The sequence below is a fragment of the Morganella morganii genome, assembly GCF_019242955.1.
Classification (GTDB): Bacteria; Pseudomonadota; Gammaproteobacteria; order Enterobacterales; family Enterobacteriaceae; genus Morganella; species Morganella sibonii.
Genome location: NZ_CP066129.1, coordinates 3,451,002 through 3,470,941, shown reverse-complemented (window position 1 = coordinate 3,470,941; position 19,940 = coordinate 3,451,002). Strand labels below are relative to the sequence as shown.

At 51.7% G+C, this 19,940-nt stretch carries 11 protein-coding genes; 9 read left to right on the top strand and 2 right to left on the bottom strand.

All coding sequences use genetic code 11. The annotated features are described in order from the left end of the window. Positions 1-66: 66 nt before the first annotated feature. From JC793_RS16325 to JC793_RS16290, 8 genes are all read left to right on the top strand, one after another. Positions 67-156, top strand: coding sequence for a potassium-transporting ATPase subunit F (locus JC793_RS16325; RefSeq protein WP_071997682.1), 90 nt, complete (start codon positions 67-69; stop codon positions 154-156). Further along, entirely contained in the window at positions 156-1,838 is a 1,683-nt protein-coding gene (gene kdpA, locus JC793_RS16320; protein ID WP_218426694.1) for a potassium-transporting ATPase subunit KdpA, read from the top strand. Before JC793_RS16325 ends, kdpA begins: the two co-directional genes overlap by 1 nt. A gap of 16 nt (positions 1,839-1,854) precedes the next feature. Further along, the gene (gene kdpB, locus JC793_RS16315) at positions 1,855-3,903 is read left to right on the top strand and encodes a potassium-transporting ATPase subunit KdpB (RefSeq protein ID WP_218426692.1); all 2,049 of its coding nucleotides are present in this window, start codon (positions 1,855-1,857) and stop codon (positions 3,901-3,903) included. Between the two features lie 9 nt (positions 3,904-3,912). Continuing rightward, positions 3,913-4,503 (top strand): potassium-transporting ATPase subunit KdpC, encoded by a 591-nt coding sequence (kdpC, locus tag JC793_RS16310; protein ID WP_218426690.1) that lies wholly within the window; start codon positions 3,913-3,915, stop codon positions 4,501-4,503. 15 nt (positions 4,504-4,518) lie between these two features. Then, on the top strand, positions 4,519-7,206 hold the full coding sequence (gene kdpD, locus JC793_RS16305; protein WP_218426688.1) for a two-component system sensor histidine kinase KdpD: 2,688 nt from the start codon (positions 4,519-4,521) through the stop codon (positions 7,204-7,206). Beyond that, a complete protein-coding gene (gene kdpE, locus JC793_RS16300) occupies positions 7,203-7,880 on the top strand; it encodes a two-component system response regulator KdpE (protein ID WP_107678591.1) in 678 nt (225 codons plus the stop codon). The genes kdpD and kdpE overlap by 4 nt, the downstream gene beginning before the upstream one ends. Before the next feature lie 945 nt (positions 7,881-8,825). Then, on the top strand, positions 8,826-12,491 hold the full coding sequence (locus tag JC793_RS16295) for a beta strand repeat-containing protein (RefSeq protein WP_218426686.1): 3,666 nt from the start codon (positions 8,826-8,828) through the stop codon (positions 12,489-12,491). 199 nt (positions 12,492-12,690) lie between these two features. Continuing rightward, positions 12,691-14,031 carry an anaerobic C4-dicarboxylate transporter gene (locus JC793_RS16290; protein WP_052926632.1) on the top strand — a complete coding sequence of 447 codons (1,341 nt, stop codon included), beginning with the start codon at positions 12,691-12,693 and terminating at the stop codon, positions 14,029-14,031. A 64-nt stretch (positions 14,032-14,095) separates the two neighbouring features. On the opposite strand, the gene JC793_RS16285 is transcribed toward JC793_RS16290, so the two are convergent. Next, positions 14,096-15,655 carry a methyl-accepting chemotaxis protein gene (locus JC793_RS16285; protein WP_218426684.1) on the bottom strand — a complete coding sequence of 520 codons (1,560 nt, stop codon included), beginning with the start codon at positions 15,653-15,655 and terminating at the stop codon, positions 14,096-14,098. 459 nt (positions 15,656-16,114) lie between these two features. Here JC793_RS16285 and JC793_RS16280 point away from each other — a divergent pair, with 459 nt between their 5' ends. Next, positions 16,115-17,587, top strand: coding sequence for an amidohydrolase family protein (locus JC793_RS16280; RefSeq protein ID WP_046893032.1), 1,473 nt, complete (start codon positions 16,115-16,117; stop codon positions 17,585-17,587). A 93-nt stretch (positions 17,588-17,680) separates the two neighbouring features. Here the strand turns inward: JC793_RS16280 and JC793_RS16275 are convergent, their stop codons facing one another. Continuing rightward, positions 17,681-19,858 carry a TonB-dependent siderophore receptor gene (locus tag JC793_RS16275; RefSeq protein WP_166708556.1) on the bottom strand — a complete coding sequence of 726 codons (2,178 nt, stop codon included), beginning with the start codon at positions 19,856-19,858 and terminating at the stop codon, positions 17,681-17,683. Positions 19,859-19,940: the final 82 nt, after the last annotated feature.

The window sequence follows — 19,940 nt, the reverse complement described above, 5'->3', positions numbered from 1 at the left end:
TGCGACATCTTTGCACCCGCTTTTCTAGACTCCGTAATGAATACCTCACACATGTAAGGACAAGTTATGAGTCTGGCTCTTATTGCAGGCATCGCCGGTACATTACTGCTGCTGGCATACCTCCTTTATGCCCTGATTAAGGCGGAGAAATTCTGATGGCCGCGAATGCTTTTTTACTTATCGCCGGTTTTCTGATCGTTTTGCTGATTGCGGCAAAACTGCTCAGTAACCTGCTGGTCTGCTTTATTGACGGTACACCGCTGCCGGTTCTGCGCCGGGCAGAGGGAGTGCTGTGGCGCTTTGCGGGGATTGGCCGCGACGAGATGCGCTGGCAGGGATATCTGACCTCATTACTGCTGTTTAATGCGCTGGGGCTGATTTTTCTGACGGCGATCCTGATGTTACAGGCGGATTTGCCGCTTAATCCGCGTCATTTTCCCGGAATGTCATGGGATCTGGCGCTGAACACGGCGGTCAGTTTTGTCACCAATACTAACTGGCAGTCTTACAGCGGGGAATCTTCAGTCAGCTATTTCAGCCAGATGGCCGGACTGACGGTGCAGAATTTCCTGTCTGCGGCTACCGGAATTGCTGTGGCGTTTGCCCTGATCCGCGCTCTGTGCCGCCGCTCTGTGCAGACACTCGGAAACGCATGGGTTGACCTCACCCGTATCACGCTGTGGCTGCTGCTGCCGCTCTCGGTGATTATTGCGCTGTTCTTTATCTCGCAGGGGGTTATTCAGAACTTCCATGATTATCAAACTATTATCACGCCGGAAGGTGTGCAGCAGGTATTGCCGATGGGGCCGGTTGCGTCTCAGGAAGCAATTAAACTGCTTGGTACCAACGGCGGCGGCTTCTTCGGTGCCAACTCGGCGCATCCGTTTGAAAACCCGACCGCACTGACTAACTTTGTGCAGATGCTGGCGATTTTCCTGATCCCCGCATCGCTCTGTTTTGCATTCGGACGCTGTGCCGGGAATCCGGGACAGGGACGGGCACTGCTGGCGGCGATGACGATTGTCTTTGTCGCGGCCGCAGCCGCTGTGATGTGGAGCGAAACTCACGGTAACCCGGCATTTGCGGGAATGGGAATCGACAGTACGTTCAATATGGAAGGGAAAGAGAGCCGCTTCGGCATCCTTGCCACCGGGCTGTTTGTGGCCGTGACCACCGCCGCCTCCTGCGGCGCGGTAAACAGCATGCATGACTCCCTGACTCCGCTGGGCGGCCTGGTTCCGCTGTGGCTGATGCAGATCGGCGAAGTGATCTTCGGCGGCGTGGGTGCCGGTTTCTACGGCATGATGCTGTTTGTTTTCCTCGCCGTTTTTATCGCCGGACTGATGATTGGCCGCACCCCGGAATACCTCAGCAAAAAAATTGAGGTACGGGAGATGAAGCTGACCGCACTGGCAATTCTGGTCACTCCGGCGCTGGTCCTGGGCGGCACCGCCCTGGCGATGATGACGGAAGCCGGACGCAGCGCCATGCTTAACCCGGGCGCACACGGCTTCAGTGAAGTGCTGTATGCACTGTCATCGGCTTCCAACAACAACGGCAGTGCCTTTGCCGGACTGAGCACCAACACCCCGTTCTGGAACCTGCTGCTGGCATTCTGCATGCTCGCGGGTCGTTTCGTGGTGATTGCGCTGGTGATGATGCTGGCAGGTTCACTGGTCAGCAAAACCATCCGGACAGCCGGTGCCGGGACATTACCGACAACCGGGCCGCTGTTTACCGGCCTGCTGATTGCAGCGGTATTGCTGATCGGCGCACTGACCTTTGTTCCTGCACTGGCACTGGGGCCGGTTGCGGAATTTCTTGATTTACTTAAGTGATTGACGGGAGAACACCATGAGTCGTCAGACACAGCGATTATTTGAACCTGCGCTTGTGCGCAGGGCCCTGCCGGATGCGTTCAGCAAGCTCTCGCCGGTGGTGCAGTGGCAGAATCCGGTGATGTTTATTGTCTGGTGCGGCAGCCTGCTGACCACACTGCTGGCCGCCGGGATGTTAAGCGGATTTATCAGCGGTAACGGCGGATTTACCCTCACCATCGCCCTGTGGCTGTGGTTTACCGTTCTGTTTGCCAACTTTGCCGAAGCACTGGCGGAGGGGCGCAGCAAAGCGCAGGCCGACAGCCTGAAAGGAATGAAAAAAACCAGCCGCGCACGGCGTCTGCATGCCGCACAGCGCGACAGCAGTTTTGATATGGTTTCTGCTGATACCCTGCGCAAAGGGGATGTGGTGCTGGTTGAAGCGGGGGATCTGATCCCGTGCGACGGTACGGTGCTGGAGGGCGGCGCTTCCGTGGATGAGAGCGCGATTACAGGGGAATCTGCGCCGGTGATCCGCGAATCCGGCGGTGATTTTGCCTCTGTGACAGGTGGTACCCGCATTCTGTCCGACTGGCTGATTATTGAGTGCAGTGCCAACCCGGGCGACAGTTTCCTCGATCGCATGATCAGCATGGTTGAGGGCGCAAAACGCAGCAAAACGCCGAACGAGATTGCCCTGACTATCCTGCTGGCTGCGCTGAGTATCGTATTCCTGCTGGCGGTGGCGACACTCTGGCCGTTTACCGCCTATACCGGCCATCCGGTCACTCTGACAGTGATGATCGCGCTGCTGGTCTGTCTGATCCCGACCACCATCAGCGGCCTGCTCTCCGCCATCGGTGTGGCGGGGATGAGCCGTATGCTGGCCGCTAACGTGATCGCCACCAGCGGGCGGGCGGTGGAAGCCGCCGGGGATGTGGACGTGCTGCTGCTGGACAAAACCGGGACAATTACCCTCGGTAACCGCCAGGCATCTGCTTTCCTGGCCGCACCCGGCACGGATGAAAGAACGCTGGCGGATGCGGCACAATTATCATCACTGGCGGATGAAACTCCGGAGGGGCGCAGCATCGTGGTGCTGGCAAAACAGCGTTTCAGTCTGCGGGCACGGGATCTGGAAAGCCTGAATGCGACCTTTATTCCGTTTACCGCACAGACCCGCATGAGCGGCATCAATGTGGACGGACGTACTATCCGCAAGGGATCTGTCGATGCCATCCGCCGCTATATTGAGGCCAACCACGGCCACTTCCCGGCACAGGTCGACAAACTGGTGGAAGAGGTTGCACGCAGCGGCGGTACACCGCTGGTGGTAGCGGAAGAGCACCGTGTGCTCGGGGTTATTGCGCTGAAAGACATTGTGAAAGGCGGGATACGTGAACGTTTTGCACAACTGCGCCAGATGGGGATCAAAACTGTGATGATCACGGGGGATAACCGGCTGACCGCCGCAGCGATTGCCGCAGAGGCCGGTGTGGATGATTTCCTCGCGGAAGCGACCCCGGAAGCCAAACTGGCGCTGATCCGTCAGTACCAGAAAGAAGGACGGCTGGTGGCGATGACCGGCGACGGCACCAATGATGCGCCCGCACTGGCACAGGCAGATGTGGCGGTCGCTATGAACTCGGGCACCCAGGCGGCGAAAGAGGCGGGGAATATGGTGGATCTGGACTCCAACCCGACCAAGCTGATTGAGGTGGTGCATATCGGTAAACAGATGCTGATGACACGCGGCTCGCTGACCACATTCAGTATCTCCAATGATATCGCCAAATATTTCGCGATTATCCCGGCGGCGTTTGCGGTGACCTATCCGCAGCTGGATGCACTCAATATTATGCGCCTGCATTCGCCGGACTCCGCGATGTTAAGTGCGGTGATCTTTAACGCCCTGATTATTGTCTTTCTGATCCCGCTGGCGCTGAAAGGCGTACCGTATCACGCTCTGAGTGCCGCGCAGATGTTACGCCGTAATCTGTGGATCTACGGACTGGGCGGCCTGGTTGTGCCGTTTATCGGTATTAAATTGATAGATATGTTACTGACCCTGACAGGGTTAGTATAAGGATAAACAATGAGTCAGATACGTCCTGCAATTATAATATTTCTGGTTCTGGCGCTGGTCACAGGGGTATTTTACCCTCTGCTGACTACTTCGCTCGGGGAGTGGTGGTTTGCCCGTCAGGCCAACGGATCGCTGATTGAAGTGAATAATGAAGTGAAAGGCTCGGCCCTGATCGGTCAGCCGTTCACACAGCCCGGCTATTTTCACGGACGCCCGTCAGAGACAGCAGAGCATCCGTATAACGCGCTCAGTTCCGGCGGCAGCAACCTGAGTACCGGTAACCCGGAACTGTTACAGCGGGTGGCGCAGCGGGCGGAGACATTAAGAGCGGAAAATCCGGAAGCGTCCCGTATGGTGCCGGTTGATCTGGTTACCGCCTCTGCCAGCGGGCTGGACCCGGATATCTCTCCGGAAGCTGCTTACTGGCAGGCACCGCGTGTCGCCAAAGCGCGTAATATGACACAGGCTGAAGTGGAACAACTGATCGGTCAGAATATCACCACGCCGGTACCGGCTTTTACCGGTGTGCCGGTCGTGAATGTGCTGACACTGAATCTGGCGCTGGATGCACATACCGCAGACAAAACCAGCCTGAACTAACGGAAGGACAGCATTATGTATGATGAGCCACTGCGCCCCGATCCTGACCAGTTACTGGCACAGGTCACAGAGCGCCCGCGCGGAAAACTGAAGATTTTCTTCGGTGCCTGTGCGGGTGTCGGGAAAACCTATGCCATGCTGAAGGAGGCGCAGCGGCTGCATGAACAGGGCATTGATGTGCTGGCCGGGGTGGTGGAAACCCACGGCCGCAGTGAAACCGCCGCCCTGCTGGAGGGATTGCGCATCCTGCCGCTGAAAAAGCACAACTACCGGGGACGGCAGGTTATGGGGTTCGATCTGGATCGTGCGCTGGCGATACATCCGGCGGTGATCTTAATGGATGAACTGGCTCACACTAACATCCCCGGCGCCCGTCACCCGAAACGCTGGCAGGATGTGGAAGAACTGCTCAATGCCGGGATCGATGTGCTCACCACCATCAATGTGCAGCACCTGGAAAGCCTGAATGATATCGTCGGTGGCGTGACCGGTGTTCGTGTGCGCGAAACGGTGCCGGACCCGGTATTTGATGCCGCCGATGAAATTGTGCTGGTGGATTTAACCCCGGACGATCTGCTCGGCAGGCTGCGTGAGGGGAAAGTGTATTTGCCAGCCCAGGCGGAGCGGGCGATCGAACACTTTTTCCGCAAAGGTAATCTGCTGGCGCTGCGTGAACTGGCGCTGCGGCGGACGACGGATCGGGTCGATGAACAAATGCGCGCCTGGCGGGAGCGGAAAGGACAGGAAAAAGTCTGGCACACCCGGGATGCCATTCTGGTCTGTCTGCGTCCTGACGGCGGCAATGAAAAACTGGTTCGCGCTGCGGCACGGCTGGCGGCACGGCTCGGCAGTGACTGGCATGCGATTTTTGTTGAAACTCCCGCGCGCCATAAATTACCGTCACCACAGCGGCGTACCATCCTCACCACACTATCACTGGCACAGCAGCTGGGTGCAACCACCGCAACACTGGCGGAGCCGGAAGAGAGTCGTGCGGTTATCCGTTATGCGCGGGAGAACAACCTCGGTAAAATTATGATAGCCCGCCATGAGCGGACATCCTGGTGGCGGCGTGACAAATTACAGGAACAGCTCAGCCGCAGTGCTGCTGATCTGGACGTGGTGATGATAGCCCCGCAGGACAGACAGCCGGAGAGCCGGGAAAAATTCAGTGACAACCGGCCGTTTCTGGATAAACACAAAACGGATTTGCAGGGCTGTGCTGTCGCGGCACTGATTTGTGCGGCCACCACCCTGATGGCGCATCACTGGCTGATGGCATTTGATAATGCCAACCTGGTGATGCTCTACATCCTGGGTGTGGTGGTGGTGGCGCGGTTTTACGGGCGCTGGCCTTCCGTGTTTGCCACGATCATTAACGTCATCAGCTTTGACCTCTTCCTTATCAACCCGAAAGGGACGCTGGCCGTCTCGGATATGCAGTATCTGCTCACCTTTGCCGTGATGATGACCGTCGGGCTGGTGATCGGCAGCCTGACCGCCGGTGTCCGCTATCAGGCACGGGTGGCGCGTTACCGCGAGCAGCGTACCTGGCATCTGTATGAAATGTCAAAAGCACTGGCAGTGGCGCGGGAGTCTGACGATATTGCCTCCGTCAGCTGTCATTTTATCAGCCACAGTTTGCATGCCCGTTGTGAAATGCTGTTGCCGGATGAGCAGGGGGATCTGATCCCGGCCGGCGGCGGCACGGAGGATAACAGCCGCGATGATGCGATCATCCGCTGGAGTTACGACAAAGGCCAGCCCGCCGGATTCGGCACCGGCACGCTGCCTGGCGTGCCGTATCAGATCCTGCCGGTCTGCACGACAGAAAAAGTCTACGGTGTGGTGATTGTGGAGCCGTATAACCGTCGTCAGCTGCTGATCCCCGAACAGCAGCGGCTGCTGGAAACCCTGATCCTGCTGGCAGCCGGTGCGCTGGAACGCCGCACGCTGACAGAACGCGAAGCACAGTCACGGCTGGTCAGTGAACGTGAACAGGTCCGTAACTCGCTGCTGGCGGCGCTGTCTCATGATCTGCGCACACCGCTGACGGTATTGTTTGGTCAGGCGGAGATCCTCACGCTGGATCTGACCAGTGAAGGCTCGCCGTATGCCGCACAGGCCAACGAGATTCGCCAGCACATTCTCAGCACCACGCGGCTGGTCAATAACCTGCTGGATATGGCGCGGATTCAGTCCGGCGGCTTTAATCTCAATAAAGAGTGGCTGCCGCTGGAAGAAGTGATCGGCAGCGCACTGCAAATGCTGAAACCGCGTTTTGACACGGATTCGGTACAGATTGATCTCAATGATCCGATGCAGCTTATCTGTGCGGATGGCCCTCTGTTTGAGCGGGTGTTGATCAATCTGCTGGAGAATGCGATAAAATACGCCGGTCCGCAGGCACAGATGGGGATCCGCTCACGGCTGTCGGACAATATGATTGATATTGAAGTGTGGGATAACGGCCCGGGTATCCCGTCCGGGCAGGAAGCACAGATATTTGAGAAATTCTCGCGCGGACAGAAAGAATCCGCCATCCCGGGCATCGGCCTCGGGCTGGCTATCTGCCGGGCTATTGCGGAAGTGCACGGCGGCACTATTTTGGCCGGAAACCGCGACGGGGGTGGCGCAAGCTTCCATATCCGTCTACCCTGTGAAAATCCGCCTGTGATTGATGAAGATGACAACCCGTTGTGACCACTGTACTGATTATTGAAGATGAAAAAGGTATCCGCCGCCTTCTGCGCACTGCGCTGGAGGGGGATTCCCTGCGCGTGTTTGAGGCAGAAGACCTCGCCCGCGGCCTGGTGGAAGCAGCGACCCGCAAACCGGATCTGGTTATTCTCGATCTGGGATTACCGGACGGTGACGGTATCACCTTCGTGCAGGAATTCCGTCAGTGGAGTTCTGTACCGGTGCTGGTGCTTTCCGCCCGCGACAGTGAACATGATAAAATTGCCGCCCTGGATGCCGGGGCGGATGACTATATGACCAAACCCTTTGGTGTCGGTGAATTACAGGCGCGGTTGCGGGTACTGCTGCGCCGCTATCCCGGAAATGAGAAGAATGATCCGGTGTATGAGTTCGGCGATATCCGTGTGGATATTGCCGGGCGGCAGGTCAGTAAAGCCGGGGAGGAAGTGCATCTCACGCCGATAGAGTTCCGCCTGCTGACTATTCTGATTGGTCACAGCGGCAAAGTACTGACTCAGCGGCAGCTGCTTAATGAAGTATGGGGACCGAATGCCGTCGAACATGCCCATTACCTGCGTATTTATATGGGGCATTTACGCCAGAAACTTGAAACCGATCCGGCACGTCCGCAGCATTTCATTACTGAAACCGGTATTGGTTATCGCTTTGTGGTGTAAATAGTCGTCATCGTCTTCCGGGAACGCATAACTATTTTTCTTATGACGGATGGCGATTATGGTAATCGTGATATCTGCCTCTTTTCTGTTTTTCAAATCTGCTTATTCATATCACGATATGCGATAAATACCGCTATTAAATAATGTTGGTTTTTAACTTAATAATCTAAAATATCAAATGTTACTGCGTGCTTGTTATTCACTGGTCGTTAATAGTGTTTTTTTAATTTAAAATTCCATGTGTTTAAAATAGCATTTTATTGTTTTTTAATTTGGTGTATTTAAAATTAAATGTTCATGGTGAGAGTAAAGTGTCATTCTTATGGTTGTGCAGGTTAATAATGTAAAATAAAATGAATAAACCTATCTTATGTGTTAATGTATATATAATTCTTATGTTTTTCAATAAATATCTTTTTAAAATAAAAGGATAAATAAACACGCATTCCATCAGATTATGTTAACCGGAATAATATCAATTGGTATTTAAATCAACGTCATGTTGGTTTTAATTACGCGCGCATTGAAACCTGACTATCATTTTTTTGAAAATTAAATGATAACAATCGCACATCTTGTGTCATAGGATATTACATGAGTACCTTACATATGGATAAATACATAAATTCGTCCGGAACCCTTACTTCTGCCAGAAAGGGATTTAAATTAAAAGAACCTTCTCTTATTAAAATAGCCATAGTCACATTCTTCTCATCTCTGCCAATGCTGTCTTTTGCGGTAGCAAGTGATTTAACAATTAATGTTGATAAAGCTGATTATAAAGCTCTTGTATATGATAAAGCATTATATCAATCATATTTTTCGGGGTCGATTTGGAGCGATGGTGGTGATAACCTGATATTCCCTGAGTTAATGGCTATTGGTTTCCAGTCGAAATTAGCGAATTCTCCGACAAGTTCCGCTAAAGACGCCACGGGAGGTTCCATGCTCATCGGAACCAAAGCGGAAGTCTATGGTTTTGGCAGTACGGGGATCGGAGCTGGAACCTATGCCAGAGATGGCAGTACTGCATTGGGGGCAACGGCGATTGCTAATAACTTTAGTACCAGTATCGGACGATTTGCGGTTGCTGAAAATAACGGGGTTGCACTGGGAAAAAATGCCATCTCAACAACCGCTGCAAAGGGTGGGATCGCGATTGGTAATGATAGTAAGGTTACTGCGGAGCGTGCTATTGCTTTAGGTGATGGTTCGCAAGCAACAACCGCAAATGAAGTATCATTCGGTAATGCGTCATTAAAACGTAAGCTGACCAATATTTCTGCCGGCTCTTCTGATAATGACGCTGTCAATTTTGCGCAGTTATCAGCCACTAATGAAATTGTCACTAAAAATACAGATGATATTGCCGGTCACACCACAGCAATCACCACCATCAACAATAGTCTGACAGAGGGTACACTGGGTCTGGTGCAGCTGAGTGCTGATGGTAAGAACGTTGTGCTCAGTGATAAAGCCAAAGATGCGACAGTATTTGAGTTCGGTGACAAAAAACTCAGCGGTGTCAGCAATGCTGCACTGGCAGCGGATTCCACTGAGGCGGTGAACGGCAGTCAGCTGTTTGCCACCAATGAACAGGTAAAGGTGAATACAGACGGGATCACCCAACATACTGCTGATATTGCGGGCAATAAAGCCGCCATCACTCAGAACACCACAAATATTACGAAAAATACTACTGATATTGCAGGCAACACGGCGGTAATTACTCAGAACACCGCCGATATTGCAGGCAATAAAACGGTTATTACTCAGAACACCGCTGATATTGCAGGCAATAAAGCCGATATCGCTAAAAATACTACGGATATTGCGGGCAATAAAACCGCCATCACTCAGAACACCACAAATATTACGAAAAATACGTCTGATATTGCAGGCAACACGGTGGCAATTAATCAGAACACTACTGATATCACAGGCAATAAAACAGCGATCACTCAAAACACCACAAATATCACCAAAAATACGTCTGATATTGCAGGTAATAAGGCTGATATCACCAAAAATACCACGGATATTGCGAAGAACACCGGTGATATCACCACCATCAATAACAATCTGGCGGCGGGGACTCTGGGTCTGGTGCAGCTGAGCAATGATGGTAAAAAAGTTGTGCTCAGTGATAAAGCCAAAGACGCGACAGTATTTGAGTTCGGCGGCAAAAAACTCAGCGGCGTCAGCAATGCTGCGCTGGCAGCGGATTCCACCGAGGCGGTGAACGGCAGCCAGCTGTTTGCCACCAATGAACAGGTGACGGCGAATACAGACGGGATCACCCGACATACTGCTGATATTGCGGGCAATAAAGCCGCCATCACTCAGAACACCACAGATATTACGAAAAATACGTCTGATATTGCAGGCAACACGGCAGCAATTAATCAGAACACTACTGATATCACAGGCAATAAAACCGCCATCACTCAGAACACCACAAATATTACGAAGAATACGTCTGATATTGCAGGCAACACGGCGGCAATTAATCAGAACACCACGGATATCGCAGGTAATAAAACGGTAATTACTCAGAACACTGCCGATATTGCAGGTAATAAGGCCGATATCACCAAAAATACTACGGATATTGCGAAGAATACCGGTGATATCACCACCATCAATAACAATCTGGCGGCGGGGACACTGGGTCTGGTGCAGTTGAGTGCGGACGGTAAGAAAGTTGTGCTCAGTGATAAAGCCAAAGACGCGACAGTATTTGAGTTCGGCGGTAAAAAACTCAGCGGTGTCAGCAATGCTGCACTGGCAGCGGATTCCACTGAGGCAGTGAACGGCAGCCAGCTGTTTGCAACTAATGAGCAGGTAAAGGCGAATACAGACGGGATCACCCAACATACTGCTGATATCGCTAAAAATACTACGGATATTGCGGGTAATAAGGCCGATATCACCAAAAATACCACGGATATTGCAAAGAACACCGGTGATATCACCACCATCAATAACAATCTGGCGGCGGGGACTCTGGGTCTGGTGCAGCTGAGTGCGGACGGTAAGAAAATCGTGCTCAGTGACAAAGCCAAAGACGCGACAGTATTTGAGTTCGGCGGCAAAAAACTCAGCGGTGTCAGCAGTGCTGCACTGGCAGCGGATTCCACTGAGGCGGTGAACGGCAGTCAGCTGTTTGCCACCAATGAACAGGTAAAGGTGAATACAGACGGGATCACCCAACATACTGCCGATATCACCAAAAATACCACGGATATTGCAAAGAACACCGGTGATATCACCACCATCAATAACAATCTGGCGGCGGGGACTCTGGGTCTGGTGCAGCTGAGCAATGATGGTAAAAAAGTTGTGCTCAGTGATAAAGCCAAAGACGCGATGGTGTTTGAGTTCGGTGACAAAAAACTCAGTGGTGTCAGTAATGCCGCACTGGCAGCGGATTCCACTGAGGCGGTGAACGGCAGTCAGCTGTTTGCCACCAACAGGCAGGTGACTGATAACACTAGCGCTATTGCCCAAAATACGACAGATATTACGAAGAATACCAATGAAATCACTGCCATCAGCAAAAACCTGGATTCAGGCTCGCTGGGCCTGGTACAGCTGAATGCTGACGGCAAAAGAATCGTTCTCAGTGATAAAGCGGATGGTGCGCGTGTATTTGATTTTAATAACAGAACATTGAGTGGTGTTTCAGCGGGGCGGGTAGCGGCAGATTCATCAGAAGCGGTGAATGGCAGCCAGTTACATGCAACGAATCAGAATGTTGAAAAAAATACCCAGAGCATTAAATCGAATACGGATAAGTTAGCCGTTCATGAAAGCAGTATTACTCAGAATACAAATAATATTCAGGCAAATACAAATAAACTGGCTGAACATGACGCAGCAATTACAAAAAATACGAATGATATTAAGGAAAATACTAACCGTCTGAATAACCACGACAAAGATATTGCACAGAATAAACAGGATATCAAAGCGAACACTGAAACGCTGAATAAGCATGATGTCATTATCAGCAAAAATACCAGTGATATTGAAAAAAACACCAGCACGATTGAAAAGCAGGGGGGAGATATTGCACGGCTTTCCTCTGAGATGGGAAATGCCGGTGTGGTAAAAATCAGTGATGATGGCAAACAGGTTGAATTAAGTGATAAAGCCAAAACAGCAACCTCATTTAATATCGGCAATAAGCGGGTATCAGGTGTCGCTGATGCGAAAAATGATAATGATGCGATCAATTACGCTCAGATGAAACGCAGTAATGAAACCACGCTGAAATCTGCAAATACCTATACAGACAAAAGAATTAGTCAGTTAGGTGAATACACGACTAACGGACTTAACCGGCTGAATGACAGAGTGGATGACCTGGATAACAAAGTGAACAAAGGTTTTGCGACCAATGCCGCCTTATCCGGACTCTTCCAGCCGTACGGGGTCGGAAAGATGAACCTGACTGCCGGTGTCGGTGGTTATAAGGATGAGTCTGCTGTCGCTGTCGGGGTGGGTTATCGCTTCAATGAAAGTGTGGCTGTGAAAGGTGGGGTGGCGACATCCGCCGGTAACGGCTCATCCACAATGTATAACGCATCGGTTAACTTTGAATGGTAATTACCTGCGGATAAATAACGAGGGGGATTATGTTTACATAGTCCCCTTCTTTTTTGTGCCCCGTCACTGTTATAGAAAAACTGTTTTGTTTTCCGGCAATTTTTATCGTTTACATCAAAAAATTGTTATTTTGTGCGCTTTATAGTGAAGCCAGGTGATACAGACCAACGGATTTTTAAGTATCTAAAAGGAGTTAGTTATGGATTTTGTTATCCAGCTTGTCGTGGTATTGATCTGTTTATTTTACGGGGCGCGGAAAGGGGGCATTGCCCTGGGGTTACTGGGCGGTATTGGCCTGGTACTGCTGGTTTTTGTTTTCCATCTGAAGCCGGGAAAACCACCGGTGGATGTTATGCTGGTGATTATTGCGGTCGTGGCGGCATCAGCGACCCTGCAGGCATCCGGAGGACTGGATGTGATGCTGCAGATAGCAGAGCGTCTGCTGCGGCGTAACCCGAAATATGTTTCGATAGTGGCACCGTTTGTAACCTGTCTGCTGACTATCCTGTGCGGTACAGGGCATGTCGTCTATACCATCTTACCTATCATTTATGATGTTGCGATTAAAAATAATATCCGTCCCGAAAGGCCGATGGCGGCCAGTACAATAGGCTCCCAGATGGGGATAATTGCCAGCCCGGTGTCTGTTGCGGTGGTCTCCCTGGTCGCGATGCTGGGGGATGTGACCTTAAACGGCAAGCATCTGGGATTTGTTGACCTGCTGGCGATCACCATTCCGTCCACCCTGATCGGGATACTGTGTATCGGGATATTCAGCTGGTACCGCGGAAAAGATCTGGATAAGGATACTGAGTTTCAGTCGTTTATCTCAAAACCGGAAAACCGCGAATATGTCTACGGCGATACAGCCACGCTGCTCAATAAAAAATTACCCGCCAGTAACTGGCTGGCGATGTGGATCTTTCTGGCTTCGATTGCGGTTGTGGCATCTCTGGGAGCATTTCCGTGGCTGCGGCCGGTCTTTGACGGAAAACCGCTGTCGATGGTTTTGGTGATTCAGATCTTTATGCTGCTGGCCGGTGCGCTGATTATCATCTTTACGGATACCAAACCTGCATCCATTTCGAAAAATGAAGTGTTCCGCTCGGGTATGATTGCGATAGTGGCCGTTTACGGTATCGCATGGATGGCGGAAACGATGTTCGGTGCTCACCTTGAGCAGATTGAGAGTGTGCTGGGATCACTGGTCAAAGAGTATCCGTGGGCTTATGCCGTGGTTCTGCTGCTGGTGTCCAAATTTGTCAATTCTCAGGCCGCCGCTCTGGCGGCAGTGGTTCCGCTGGCGCTGGCTATCGGGGTGAATCCGGCTTATATCGTGGCATCAGCACCGGCCTGTTACGGGTATTACATTCTGCCGACCTATCCGAGTGATCTGGCTGCGATCCAGTTTGACCGTTCAGGTACCACCAAAATCGGCCGTTTTGTGATTAACCACAGCTTTATTGCACCGGGACTGATTGGGGTCGGGGTTTCCTGCGTATTTGGCTGGGTTTTTTCCGCCATGTACGGTTTTCTCTGATACTACCGGACAGTACAGCGATAACGGGCAATTTTGCCCGTTATCTGCCGTATCCTGATGATGATCAGGAAGCAGGGCTGCCGGTCAGCTGAAAGACACCGACCATTTCATTCAGTGTGCCGGCCTGCTCATTCAGAGAGGACGCCGCAGCAACAGATTGTTCCACCAGCGTGGCATTCTGCTGGGTGGCGGAATCGATCAGTCCGATAGCGCTGTTTATCTGGGTGATACCGTCAGTCTGCTCATGGCTGGCATGGCCGATTTCATGCAGTAAATCATCCATCTGGCTGACATTGCTGATAATGCCGCGCAGTGATTCAGCGGCTTCCTCCACCAGCTGTAATCCCTCGCGGGTCTGACCGGCAGAGTTTTCAATCAGTGTGCGGATCTCACTGGCAGAATCGGCACTGCGCTGCGCCAGCAGACGGACTTCGCCGGCGACCACAGCAAAACCGCGCCCGTGCTCTCCTGCTCTGGCCGCTTCCACGGCGGCATTCAGTGCCAGAATGTTAGTCTGGAATGCGATTGAGTCAATCAGATTGATAATATCTGACATCCGGGTGGCTGTGGTGTTGATAGTGCGGATCTTATCAGTCACCTGCTCCATCATGTCGCCATTATGTTTTACCACCCCGGCAGTATCTGCCGACAGCGTGGTTGCTTTGAGGGTGTTCGCCGCCGTATTTTTCACCGTCGCGGTGATCTGCTCCATTGAGGCGGCGGTTTCTTCCACAGATGCGGCCTGCTCTTCCGTACGGGCAGCCAGATTCTGGTTACCGGCGACAATCTGTTCTGCGGTGGCAGACAGGCTTACCGCACCGTTTTTCATCTCTGTCACGATATCCTGCAAATGTCCCTGCATTTCGGCCAGCGCATTAAGCAGTACCCCGGTTTCATCATGATGCGTGATATTTATCTTCTGTGTCAGATCACCCTGTGCAATGGCACGGGCAATGCTGACAGCTTTATCCAGCGGACGGGTAATACTGAGCACAATAATCCGTGCCAGTACGGCACTGACGATAGCACTGATGATAGTCAGGGTGATCAGCAGGAGACGGTTAGTTTTAAAATTACTTTCCACCTCGTGTCCCGCTTCTTTCATATGCTCATCCTGAATGGCAATCAGTTTCATCACATTGTCGCGGTAAGCGCTCTGAATACCGGAAGTGGTATTCACCATCTCATTGATTGCAGCGGCTTCATCACCATTTTGAGAAAACTGTACCATGCGGCGCTGCGAGGTGAGGTACTGCTGACGGACAGAGCTGATTTCTTTCAGGATAGTCTGAGACGCATCATCGGTCAGCGTTTCATTAAATTCATCCAGAATGAGGGTGATTTTTTTGCTGGTTTCAGAGGCACCTGCGGCCATCTGACGAAGTTGCGGATTTTTGTCGTCCAGCAGAAGGAGCTGTTGAATACCGACAAAATCATGAAAATAATCAATCAGTAAGTTTGCTTTGACTGTAACGGGATAATCGTTGTCAAGGATATCGCGGATACCGTCATCGGCTTTGTTCAGACTGATAACAGACAGTGTGGCGCTGATAATCATCAGCAGAATAGAAAAGCTGAAAGCCATAAAAAGTTTCGTACTGATTTTAATGCTGCGCAGAAACATAATTCCCCCGGATACTCAGTAAATGACTGGTTATCGGAAATGATATGGAAAACTTTATCAATAAATGAAATTTATTTATCAGCGTTAGGTAATAACAATATAAATAACAAAGAATTATTGTAATTTTTTATACTTTTTCGTCCTTTGACAGTCATTTTTACGGTGCTTAAGACCTTTATTTTGTGTGTTATTGATGTTTTGTGCTGATTTTTTGTTTGATGAAGACATAAAAAATGAGTAAAAAACGTATGAGTTTCTCATTTTTTCTCTGTCAGAAATCATGGGATATTTTGCTGAAAAATAAGAATTATTTTCTTTTTTATGTCGCCGGAGAGAATTAACGGACTTCAGCCCCGGGAAATGACATGCATTTTATGCTGCCGATTTACAGGTTGATTTTATAATCAGATTGTAATGTACTGTTCAGTACACTTTTAAAAATCAACCAGAGAGGCCAGAATGGAAAATAATAAAAAAATTATTCGTGGCGGCACAATCATCACTATGGATGAGGCCACCGGCGATATTATCAACGGCGCGATACTGATCGAGGGCAACCGGATCAGCGCAATCAGCGCGGATATACAGGCATTTGATCATCATACCGATGCGCAGGTCATTGATGCACAAGGGGCTATTGTTACTCCCGGCATGATCGATGCTCACCGCCATAACTGGATGGCACTGTTCCGCGGTGTTTCAGCGGAAGAGTCGTTACCGGCATTTCTTATCAATACGTTCCATGCATTCGGCGCAATGATGACAGCAGATAATATGTATGCCGCTGTCCTGAACGGTAATATCAGCGCCCTGAACGCCGGTACAACCACCGTTTATGAGGTGAATGACTGTGTCAATTCACCGGAACATGCCGCTAATGCGGTTGCGGCAATGAAAGCCAGTGGTATCCGCGGTGTCTACGGTTACGGTATGCAGGTGTATGATTTTAAACCTGCCGGATTTGCGTCCATGGATGAACGGCGTGATTGCGCCCGCGAGATTTCAGAAACTCTGTTCCGCGATCAGGATCGCCTGTCTGCCGGTATGCTGATTTCTGATCCCGGTACTGTACCGTTTGCCGAATCGGCAAAACAAATCCGTCTGGCGGATAAACTCGGTCTGAAGCACGCTTCCCATACAGGTGCCGCCAAAACCTCGGTTCTGCTGCGCGGCCTGCGTGAACTGGATGATCACGGCTTATTACTGCCGGGGCATATCCACGCCCACAGTAACGGGCTGACCGGCGAAGACTGGAAACTGATCGCCAAAAGCGGCGGTCATGTGGCGAGTACGCCGTCCAGTGAGTTGCAGATGGGGATGGGTTTCCTGCCTTATCAGCCGTGTGCGGAGTTTGGTATTCCGTTTGCGCTGGGTACGGATTTCATCGGTGTGACAACGGATGACCTGTTCACTCAGATGAATATGGCACTGCAAATCGAGCGGGCACTGGCGAATGAGAAAGTACACCAGCGCGATACCATGCCGTTTGAAATTACCCCGACAATCCGTGAAGCCCTGCACTGGGCAACGCTTGGTGCGGCACAGGTACTGGGGCTGGAAAACGAGATTGGCTCCCTGGTGGCCGGGAAAAAAGCAGACATCATTATTATCCGCCACCGGGATGGTTTTGTGGCACCGGTGCATGCAGCAGGCAGCGTGGTACAGATGACGCACGCCGGTGATGTCGATACCGTATTAGCCGATGGTGTGATCCGCAAACAAAACGGTGTCTTAACCGGATTTGATCTTCCTGAGGTGACCCGCTTATCCCATAACGCTCTGGCTGAGCTGGAAACCCGTATCCGTGACCGGAAAATCCTGAATGCACAGGAAGTGGAAGCCTTCTTCCGTCTGGCTGAGCGGATGGCATCCTTCCATTTCGCACAGGCTTACAGTGATGAATTTTTTGTACAGGCAATGAAACAGTCCTGATACGCAGTACGCTGCGGCGGGCAGCGGTCTCTCTTAGTGATCCCGCCTTTTCGGGGATTCCGGTGTCATACGGAATCCCCTTTTTTATGCCTGTTACCAGTGAAGCGTCAGTGTGGTGGTTATCTGACGATCATTGCCCCAGCTGCATGCCGCATCGGTAAAGCAGGCGGAGACATAATGTTTATCGAACAGATTATTGATATTCAGCGCGATTTCCGCATCCTCAAGAGCAGGGAGGTTATCAAGCCGGTAGCTCAGCATCATATCCGCCACGGTATAAGCCGGAACGGTGAAGCTGTTGGCATCATCCCCTTGTGTTTTACCGTTATAACGCACGCCGCCGCCGATAGTCAGGCCGCTGAGCGGAGTACTGTCAAAGGTATAATCCGTCCATAATGAAGCGGTGTGCGCCGGTACCATCGCGGGGTGATGATTGGCATTCTCCTGTTGCTGACGGAAACGGGTATCGGTATAGGCATAGCCGGCAATCAGGTTCCAGTTGTAGGTCAGTGCCGCTTTGGTTTCCAGCTCAATTCCCCGTGAACGGATTTTCCCGCCCTGAACACTGAAAAACGGATTCAGAGGATCACGGTGCAGGTTATTGTCTTTGGTCAGCTCATACACGGCGAGTGTGGCAGACAGCGCAGCATTATCCGGTAAGTATTTTAGTCCGGCCTCATATTGTTTTCCGCGTGACGGTGACAGCGGTTTTCCGCTGACAGTAGCCGCAGTGCTCGGCTCAAAGGATTCACTGTAGCTGAAATACGGGGAGAAACCATAAGGCAACTGATAGTTCACACCACCGCGCCAGGTAAATTCCCTGTCTGTCTGGTGATGCGTGCTGTCTGTGCCGCTGAGGTTATCGTGGCTGCGGGATTTACTGGTATTTTCGTCATAGCGGCCGCCGAGGGTGAATGTCCAGTCATCCAGGAAAAACTGATCCTGGGCATAAATCCCGGTCTGATGATTTTTATTCACCGTGCCGCTGTCTGCCAGCGGTAACACGGTCAGATTACCGTATTGCGGGGATCGCAGATCCAGCGGTGCGGCAACACCCATCTCATTGGTCATCCGGTTGCGAAGCTGTGAGTAATCCACACCAGCCATCAGGGTATTATGCCAGCCGTGGCCGCCGGTATTGTGAATGACATGAGTGTCGGTCACCAGGCCGGACAGACGTTCGTCATTACGGATATGGCTGCGGGCAAGGGAAGAGGAGAGATTTTGCGGTGATACGCCGTAACAGGCCGCCGGATTGCTGCTGCATAATCCGCTGCCGTAAATGGTGCGCCAGTTAGTGCTGATGTGCTGATAACGCAATCCCTGATGCAGCGACCAGTTATCATTGAATGTATGATCAAACTGCCAGCCGATCAGCCGCTGCTGCCGTTCAAAGCGGTTATAGCCCGGTTCACCTTCATTAAAACCAACGGGTAATTTCCCGGTGGCACCGCTGTCAACTGTCCCCTCCCGCGGCAGCCAGCCGTAATAGCCGTTGCGCGGGGCATTCATGGCCTGAGCGGTAAGCAGCAGGGATGTTGCTTCGTCCGGCTGCCAGAGATAAGAACCCTGTAAGGCGTAATACCGTTCCCGCTCTCCCTGTTGCTGCTGATGCTGATCATGCAGTGTTCCGGTCAGGCGGTACGCCTGCGTTTCCTCATCATTCAGGGCATCGCTGAGATCAAACCCGGTCTGCCACAGATGGTGATTCCCTCCCTGTAAGCGGATTTCCCGCAGCGGGGTCATCTGCGGGCGTTTGGATGTCATGGTAACGACGCCGCCCGGGTTGGATTGTCCGTAAAGCACCGACGCCGGGCCTTTCAGCACATCAATCCGCTGCATAAATTCCGGCAGCATCCGGCTCTCCGCATACATATCCCCCTGAACTTTCAGACCATCAAGGTAAATATTCTGGCTGACATTATGGAAGCCGCGCATCATGACACTGTCGAAAACGGACGAGCTGCCGGACGTACCGGTCACCACGCCGGGGGTATATCCCAGTGCCTGTTTCAGAGTGGCGGGATTGCGGGCGGTGATTTCCTCTTCACTGACTACCGAAACAGAGGACGGGACTTTGTTCAGCGGTGTGGCGGTTTTGGTGGCGCTGTCGCTGTGTGTGGCGCGGTAAGTGCCGTTACTGCTCAGCGGGCTGATGGCAGGCGGCGCGGCGGTGACGACGATTTCATCTTCAGCGGCATGGCAGACGCCGGCAACCAGTAAAGCGGCGAGAGAGAGCCGGAACAGGGAAGTACGGTAATGTGCAGTCATAAATCAATATCTCATTGAATGATAATTATTACCGTCATGAATGGTATGTGTGCTGATGACGGCAGTTATAAACAGGTATAAA

What these genes read in the sequence shown, in the direction of transcription:
- JC793_RS16325 (WP_071997682.1), top strand. Translation starts at nt 67, where the DNA reads ATGAGTCTGGCTCTTATTGCAGGCATCGCCGGTACATTACTGCTGCTG.
- kdpC (WP_218426690.1), top strand. Translation starts at nt 3,913, where the DNA reads ATGAGTCAGATACGTCCTGCAATTATAATATTTCTGGTTCTGGCGCTG.
- kdpB (WP_218426692.1), top strand. Translation starts at nt 1,855, where the DNA reads ATGAGTCGTCAGACACAGCGATTATTTGAACCTGCGCTTGTGCGCAGG.
- JC793_RS16275 (WP_166708556.1), bottom strand. Translation starts at nt 19,858, where the DNA reads ATGACTGCACATTACCGTACTTCCCTGTTCCGGCTCTCTCTCGCCGCT.
- JC793_RS16295 (WP_218426686.1), top strand. Translation starts at nt 8,826, where the DNA reads ATGCTCATCGGAACCAAAGCGGAAGTCTATGGTTTTGGCAGTACGGGG.
- kdpD (WP_218426688.1), top strand. Translation starts at nt 4,519, where the DNA reads ATGTATGATGAGCCACTGCGCCCCGATCCTGACCAGTTACTGGCACAG.
- JC793_RS16285 (WP_218426684.1), bottom strand. Translation starts at nt 15,655, where the DNA reads ATGTTTCTGCGCAGCATTAAAATCAGTACGAAACTTTTTATGGCTTTC.
- kdpA (WP_218426694.1), top strand. Translation starts at nt 156, where the DNA reads ATGGCCGCGAATGCTTTTTTACTTATCGCCGGTTTTCTGATCGTTTTG.
- JC793_RS16290 (WP_052926632.1), top strand. Translation starts at nt 12,691, where the DNA reads ATGGATTTTGTTATCCAGCTTGTCGTGGTATTGATCTGTTTATTTTAC.
- JC793_RS16280 (WP_046893032.1), top strand. Translation starts at nt 16,115, where the DNA reads ATGGAAAATAATAAAAAAATTATTCGTGGCGGCACAATCATCACTATG.